Genomic DNA, 7,327 nt, shown 5'->3' on the forward strand with positions numbered 1-7,327 from the left:
ACTGCCAATGCATTTCAATGCAATGAAGGTTTTTGAAATGCTTTTTCCATCGCCCTGGCACGACAATCCCAGTCATTGGCATCTGCCAGATCAGCCAGGCGCCGGGTAAAATCAGGGGCATCTTTCACCGCAAAGGCAGCATCCAGCGCGGTACTTAGCGATTCCACGCTGTTGCCAGAAAAGACCTCTTCAAACGCGACGCACTCCGCCATATCCCTGGTCACAACCACAGGTTTTTCCAGCGCAAAGTATTCAAATAACTTAAGAGGTGAAGTGGTGCGGGCGATTTCACCAGGTGCGAATGGGATAAAGCAAACATCAAACTGACGCGCATAGGCTGGCAGGATTTGATAATCCACCGTCCCCATATACAAAAGATTGTCTGCCTTCACCAGTTTTTCTGAACCACCGTAGTAATCAGGCCCGATAAACACAAAACCCAGATCAGGGCGGCTGTTAACCAGATCAGCCACGGCCTCGTACCACAGCCAGGGAGCAAGTGCGCCAAAGTACCCCACCACCTTGCTGTACCTGGCGCGGAAGTTTTGCAGGTTTTGCGGCAGCGGCGTGTTCAAGTGTTTAGGGTGACGGTAATGCGCAGTATCCACACCGTTTTGCGCCAGGATGACCTTATCCGCACCTACTGCAGCAATGGCTTCTTCATACAGTTTTTTGGCAGATGCCACCACATAATCTGCGCCACCATTGAAAGCGAAATTCTTCAGAGCTAGCAAACGGCGCACGTTTTCTGCATCGCCGCTGATTTGTGGATCGATATGATCGATGTACTCATACACCAGCGTGCCACGTCTGCCGTTTTCCAGTAACAGCTCTGGCGTATTGGCATAGGCAGTTGAATACAATGAACGCACCACCTCCTGCAATTGATTGACTTCATGGCGGTTCGTGATCCAAACATTTTTCGCAACTTCCCTGCAGCCCTGCACATCATCACCCGCCCAATTATCGGTGCGATAAATCACCAGATATCCAAGTCGGCCAAAGGCAGCGGCGATATGCTGGGGACGTTGGTACAGAGGTACATTCCAGTCAATCACCAGTTCCTGTACAAAAATACCCTTGTAATCTGTGCGTCGCGACAATACATGCTGCTGAAATTCAGGCCAGCTTAAATCCGTGTTCTTAGCTATTTTTGCAGCGACAGGTGTGCTTGTATTACCAGTGACTGCGGGGGTTCCTGCAGTAACCAACTGCGGTGTATTAAGAGTCACCGCTGTTGTTCTCACCCAGCGTACAAAATCATGTCTTGGTCCATGCAATGCCCAGCGCGTTTTTGCTGGCAAACGCCAGAACATAAATTTCGCCAGGTCATAACAGGCACGCCCAGGGCTTTGAAAGAATTGTGCGGTAAAGCGCAAGGGGCGCGTCAATATCCAGGAATAAGACTGCTTCATCTCCCTGATGGCTTGCTCTTTGTAATGCACATCCAGATTCAGTCTGCTGATTTGCGCATCGCGCAGATCAAGTTGCTGGAGAAGCTTTTCGTAATCATCTGCTTTCTTTTGCAGACTGTCGGCCACATTCTGCAACTCGGATTGAACTTTGCCTTGCGCTTGCAATGCATGTTCACGACTCACCAGTTGGTCTTTCAAGCTCAGTATCTGCTGTACCTTCTCGTCTATGCCTTGCTGTAGCTTTTCACACTTCAACAGCAATTCTGCTATATCCAGTTGCTGCTGTTGATAAGCTTTTTCATGTTGTAGCAACATATGCTCTTGATGCACGCTTTCCAACTCTAGCGATTTTTGAGTTTGCTTTGCATGCTGCAGTTGCAGTTGGCATTCGCCCAGCGAGGTTTGCAATTGAAGCAGTTCAGATTGCACGTCGGTTTGCGTCAAGTGCACATGACTCAGGCGCAAGCCCAGTTTTTTAAGCCAGCTCATATCTGCATACATCAGTATGATTTGCTCACCCTGCCACAGGCTATTTGGCAACAGGCGGCAATCCAGTACCTTGGCCCAAACGAGGCTGAAGCCATTTTCCAGTTGCAACGGGATATTCTCTGGCAAGAAAGAATAGAAATGCTCACTCTCACGTTCCAATTCCCGGTAAGGCAAGGCCAACACCAGTGCCCTGCTTGCCCGCTGGCTCAGCGTTTGCAAAACCTGGTAGGGCTGATGAAAATGTTCCAGCGTGTTCGAAGAAAACACGACATCAAATACATCCTGATCTGATGTTGATGATGACAGCCAGTCGGTATTTGCAAATGTCAGCGCTGGATAACGCACATGCGCCTGCTGTATCGCCGCAGCAGAAAAATCCACACCCTTAATTTGTTCAGCCGGTACATGGCTGGCCCAGACATCAGTGCCATCCCCTTGCGCACAGCCCCAATCAGCCACACTTAATTTCTCTTGCCTGATTTGATCCAGCAACCAGCCTGGCAATTGCTGAATGGCGATGCTGGCAAAAAAACGCGATTGTTTGTCGCCTTTGCAAGCGACCCAATCATTTTCAAATCGCGCATCCCAATAAACGCGGGAATTAATTTCTGTTTGCATGTTCGTGTTATCTATCGCTAATTAGTTTTGATGAAGAGTGCTTCATTGTCCTCAGGCAGCCAGTTTCTTTAGCTTCAGGTCTAGTGCAGGCGCAACAATCTCTTGCGAGATCGGCGGTTGAAACAAACCAAAGAAGCGCTGGTCCGCGAGTGAAGAAAAGTAATGCGCACCTTCTATGTATTCGTAGTAGTGAATGTCACGGTGCAGGCGGTTCTCTACCGCGGCAACCAGCAGATATTTGCCAGTGACCAGCGGGTTAATGAGTTTGAAGCTGACTTCAAATTTTTCATCACCTGGCAGGCGCCTGGTTTCAAAATCATGGGTAGTCGAAACGATGAGGTCACTGCCTTTTAGATCTTTGATGGAGACGGCAACGCTTAAATGTTCTCTGTCTACGCTTTGCGGTATGCGCAAACTGATCCTGATCTCCATGCTTTTGCCCCACTCATGGACATCACGGCGTGCACCACTGGCATCCAGCACCGCCGCAGAAAGGATAAAGCCCTTGTGTGAACCCCAGTGAGTAACTGGCCTGTTGTCAAGTGTAATGTCTTCCACCACCACTTCAGTCAGTACATTCCCCAATACAGGAACATTGGCCGAGTGCATGGCTTCATGATCGTCATCGTCGCTGGCATCATCATCCTGAAACATCATTTCCATATAGCGACCAGTCACAGGAAAGACGTCACCCTGCTCCAGCATGCGCCCTTTATCGAGCCAGATAGCGCGGTCACATAAAGTACGCACTGAACTGACGTCATGGCTGACAAACAAAATACTGGCACCAGTTTTTTGTATATCCTTGATGCGGCGCATGCACTTGGCGACAAAACGGGCATCGCCCACAGCCAACGCCTCATCCACAATCAAAATCTCTGGATCAACATGAATCGCAATCGAAAACGCGAGACGTGCATACATACCGCTGGAATAAGTCTTGACCGGTTGATCCAGAAAATCACCCAGCTCAGAGAAAGCTAGTATCTCGCCCATACGTTCCAGCATCTGCTCTTGCGGGAAGCCCAGGATCGCCGCATTCAACAAGACATTTTCACGCCCGGTAAACTCAGTATTAAAACCCGCGCCCAGTTCCAGCAAGGCAGCCAGCCTGCCATGCGTAGTCACCGTGCCAGATGTCGGCGACAAAGTACCACATATCATCTGCAACAGGCTGGACTTGCCACTGCCATTGCGACCTATGATGCCCACAGTCTCACCCGGCGCAATCTCGAATGACACATCCCGCAAAGCCCAAAATTCACGGTAATAAGTTTTGGAGCGGGACAGAAACATTTGCTTCAACCTGTCCTGCGGTTTGTCGTAGAGCTGGTAACACTTGCTCAATTGCTCGACCTTGATAGAAAACTTAGAGGACATCAGCAAACCCCTTGCGCGTCTTTTGAAACCAGGCAAAACCCAGCCAGGCAACAACACCAGACAATAAAAAATAAACCAACCAGCTTTGCCAATCCAGCGGCTTGCCCCAGATCATGGCATCACGGCTCTGCTCTATCACCTGAGTCAAAGGGCTGACTTGGACGACAGTACGAAAACCATCCGGCAAAGCCGCTATTGGATAAAACACTGGCGACAAAAATGTCAGCACTGACACAGCAACGCCCACCACCTGATGTATGTCACGAATGAAGACACCCAGCGAAGCCAGCAGCCAGCTCACGCCCAGACTCAACAAAACCAGCGGCAGCAAAACCAGAGGCAGGATAAAAATAGTCGCAGGCGGCACACCAAAAAATATCGAATAAAAAATCAGCCACACAGTAAAGCTGACCATCAAGTGAAAACAAGCCGCCCCCATCGCCACCACAGGCAAAATCTCCAGCGGGAATATCACCTTCTTGACGTAATTCACATTACTGACCACCAGACCAGGCGCACGGCTCACGCATTCAGAAAACAAGCCAAACACCATCAAACCCGCAAACAATACAAGCGCAAATTCCGTCTTCGATTCAGACCCACCGGCCCAGCGCGCCTTGAACACCACACTGAACACAAAGGTGTACACCGCCAGCATCAACACAGGATTAAAGAAAGACCACAACAAACCGAGCAACGACCCTTGATAGCGCATCAGCACTTCACGCTTTATCAAACTCGTGATGAGCCTGCGATGCTGCAGTAAAGAAGCAAGCAAGCTCAAAGGGGTAATGGACGGTACTGCGTGTGGATTCATTCAATTCATTTCAAAAAATTCGCAGCGTGCTGAAAACCACAAGCTACCAACATCACCTTGCAAAAACACAGACGAAACTCATTCTCCCCATAGGGATGCAGAATGTCCAAAGCCTGAACAAGTGGAGGTAATTAATTTGTGCAGCACAAATACATGCACTGTCTCCTTGTCCGGCGACCAGAGCCAGACTCATGCACCAGAGCTCGCACAAGCTCACTTCACGCAAGCACTGATCTATTGCGCGTCAGAGATTTGCAACTGACACACACTGTTTCAGATGGCGATTATAGGGAGGGGTGATAAAGAGTATTTCTAACAAGTGTCGTGCAATTGTATGCAATTTGTACACATGCGAAATTATGGAATCGGTTGACGTGTTGATTACGGAGCGATTCGTCAACCACAAAATGAGATGAAGTTCTTGCAGCAGTTACTGACGTTAATTTGCAATAATCGCGATTTAATCTGACAGCTACCTGATTTTCTCAAAGTTATTTTTCATTACTCATCAAGCGTTCTGCAATGCTGCTCGATGCGCACGCAAATACGTCCCCACCAGGGATGACAAAGGTGCGGCGGATAAAGCCCAGGAAGGTTGTGATATCATTTCCAGATCAGGCCAGACAAGGTTGACTTGAAATTGATCCAGCCATGCATCTTTAGGGAAATCGCTGAACTCGCCGTACTCAATTGAGGCTTCTCTTGCCAGCGGAATTGCAGCTTCAAGAAGAACCACCAACTCATCAGCCAATACCAGCTTAAGCGCATGATGAGTGAAAATCAATTGCTTTATCTCAGGACAGTGATTCAGCAAGTAATCTGGAATTCCATTGCCAGACACTTCCGCCGCAAATTGCCATAGACACCAAGCGACCTTTGCACATTCCGGCATACCAGAAGCCGTCTCAAATACTTCAATCGGCGGATAAAGATTATCAAATTTTTTTAGCAGATGATAAAAAATACTTTCAAATAGAAAGTGATCATCTGGCTGATCGAAAACAGTGTCAGAAATAGGAGTATATTTTTTCATATGCATGTTCCAAAGATACAGCAAAGGACTTGCGTAAAACTTAAGCAAATGAGCAAAATAATTTGATCTTCCTGATTGAAAATTAATCAGCATAACATTCAACAAAGCCAAAACATTTGCCGATGCCGATTCCTGCAAAAAATGCAGATCAGGTGGAATGCTTCTGGTTAATCGAACGCCGAACAGGGCAGCAGCAACTTCTAGTCTCTTGTAGGCCTATATGGCGCATTGAGTACCGATTCAGGCGAAATGACATAGCGCTCAAAGAAATCATCTAAACTTTTTGCGACACAAACAGGCGGGCCATCATCAAAGCCCTCAACCCAGACTTCCGATACAGCCTCTGAGACTGGCTTTAGCCGGAAATGATAACAGTCTAGAAGATAGTCTGAAACAATGACCCCAAATTCTGAGAAATCATGATTCGCATCCGAAATTTCTTGCAGAGACCACATTCGCCAATTGTCATCATTCATATTTGGCATGCCACCAAGAGACTCATACAACTCGACAACGTCGTCTGTGGTATGAGCACCGATATCATTAAAGACTTGGTGTACAACTTCCTTCGGAAATGGAGGAAGTATTTCAATGCCTTGATCTCTCCAACGAGTCACAAGTTTGACAATATTGAGTTTTAGACTCATAAAATCCAACCAATCAAAACAAACTTCACGATATATCTCATTGTTTCTTCTGACTGTTTATTTTAACAAACAAAAGTGTGCGAAAAAGTCAGGGTAACTCACTCAATCTTAGCAAACTCGGTTGCATGCTTACGCAAAAACTACAAATCAACCTATCCGAAAGCGATCTCCTTCGCTTCTCTAAATTTCATTGATTCTCTCAATTGATACCAACTCGCACGAAATCCTCTGCGCACAATACTGGCATGTGGCATTTCCGCCGGGACACTCAATTTCACTTTTTCATATGTCAATAATTTATAGTCAGCATCAAGCTCACTGGTGGGGACATATAAATAACAGTAGGCAGTTTCATCGTTTACACACAAAGCACAAAATCGAACTCCAAATTTTTTATCATCTGCATCTTGATACTTCAATTTTATATCCTTCTCATCGACGCATTCATTTTCAAAAACCTTCCATTCCCATCTGCCACAACAAATAGTGTGCTCTGGAGACACCCAAATAATTTTCCCTGGATAACCTTGCTGTTCAAGAAACTTGCGAAAACTAAGGAATCTCTGATTAAGTAAACGCAATCTGATTCGGAAACGTTAATAGAAGCATCATCCACCGTCAATCATTAAAGCCATGAAACAGACTACATTTGCCCAAGGAGGCTTTGAACGCTACGCCAAGACGACGAAGCGAGCAGTATTTCTATCCGAGATGAATCAGGTCGTGCCCTGGTCAATGCTGTGCAACCTGATTGCCCCCCATTATCCGAAGCCTGGTAACGGACGTCCACCAGTAGGTGTAGAGCGTATGCTTCGAATTTATTTCCTGCAGCAATGGTTCAATCTGTCTGACCCGGCTGTGGAAGAAGCCTTGTACGAATCAATCTCCATGCGCAGTTTTGTCGGCATAGACTTGGGCAGCGAGCCTG

General features: G+C 47.2%; 7 protein-coding genes. 1 reads left to right on the forward strand and 6 read right to left on the reverse strand.

The window, feature by feature from the left end; genetic code table 11:
- Positions 1-14 precede the first annotated feature (14 nt).
- The 6 genes from ACO0LD_RS31045 to ACO0LD_RS31070 all read right to left on the reverse strand — a co-directional run bounded on the left by ACO0LD_RS31045 (position 15) and on the right by ACO0LD_RS31070 (position 6,980).
- The gene (locus ACO0LD_RS31045; protein WP_423013289.1) at positions 15-2,522 is read right to left on the reverse strand and encodes a methyltransferase domain-containing protein; all 2,508 of its coding nucleotides are present in this window, start codon (positions 2,520-2,522) and stop codon (positions 15-17) included.
- A gap of 51 nt (positions 2,523-2,573) precedes the next feature.
- The gene (locus tag ACO0LD_RS31050; protein ID WP_423013291.1) at positions 2,574-3,902 is read right to left on the reverse strand and encodes an ABC transporter ATP-binding protein; all 1,329 of its coding nucleotides are present in this window, start codon (positions 3,900-3,902) and stop codon (positions 2,574-2,576) included.
- Positions 3,892-4,719 carry an ABC transporter permease gene (locus ACO0LD_RS31055; protein ID WP_423013293.1) on the reverse strand — a complete coding sequence of 276 codons (828 nt, stop codon included), beginning with the start codon at positions 4,717-4,719 and terminating at the stop codon, positions 3,892-3,894. The genes ACO0LD_RS31050 and ACO0LD_RS31055 overlap by 11 nt, the downstream gene beginning before the upstream one ends.
- Positions 4,720-5,227: 508 nt before the next feature.
- The gene (locus ACO0LD_RS31060) at positions 5,228-5,752 is read right to left on the reverse strand and encodes a DMP19 family protein (protein ID WP_423013295.1); all 525 of its coding nucleotides are present in this window, start codon (positions 5,750-5,752) and stop codon (positions 5,228-5,230) included.
- 200 nt (positions 5,753-5,952) lie between these two features.
- Positions 5,953-6,399, reverse strand: coding sequence for a hypothetical protein (locus tag ACO0LD_RS31065; protein ID WP_423013297.1), 447 nt, complete (start codon positions 6,397-6,399; stop codon positions 5,953-5,955).
- Positions 6,400-6,551: 152 nt separating this feature from the next.
- Positions 6,552-6,980, reverse strand: coding sequence for a hypothetical protein (locus tag ACO0LD_RS31070; RefSeq protein WP_423013299.1), 429 nt, complete (start codon positions 6,978-6,980; stop codon positions 6,552-6,554).
- A gap of 52 nt (positions 6,981-7,032) precedes the next feature.
- On the opposite strand from ACO0LD_RS31070, the gene ACO0LD_RS31075 reads away from it, so the two are divergent.
- Positions 7,033-7,327: transposase (locus ACO0LD_RS31075; RefSeq protein ID WP_423013301.1), on the forward strand; the 295-nt coding region annotated here is incomplete at its 3' end.

The sequence above is a fragment of the Undibacterium sp. Ji83W genome (assembly GCF_049340385.1).
Taxonomy (GTDB): domain Bacteria; phylum Pseudomonadota; class Gammaproteobacteria; order Burkholderiales; family Burkholderiaceae_D; genus Undibacterium.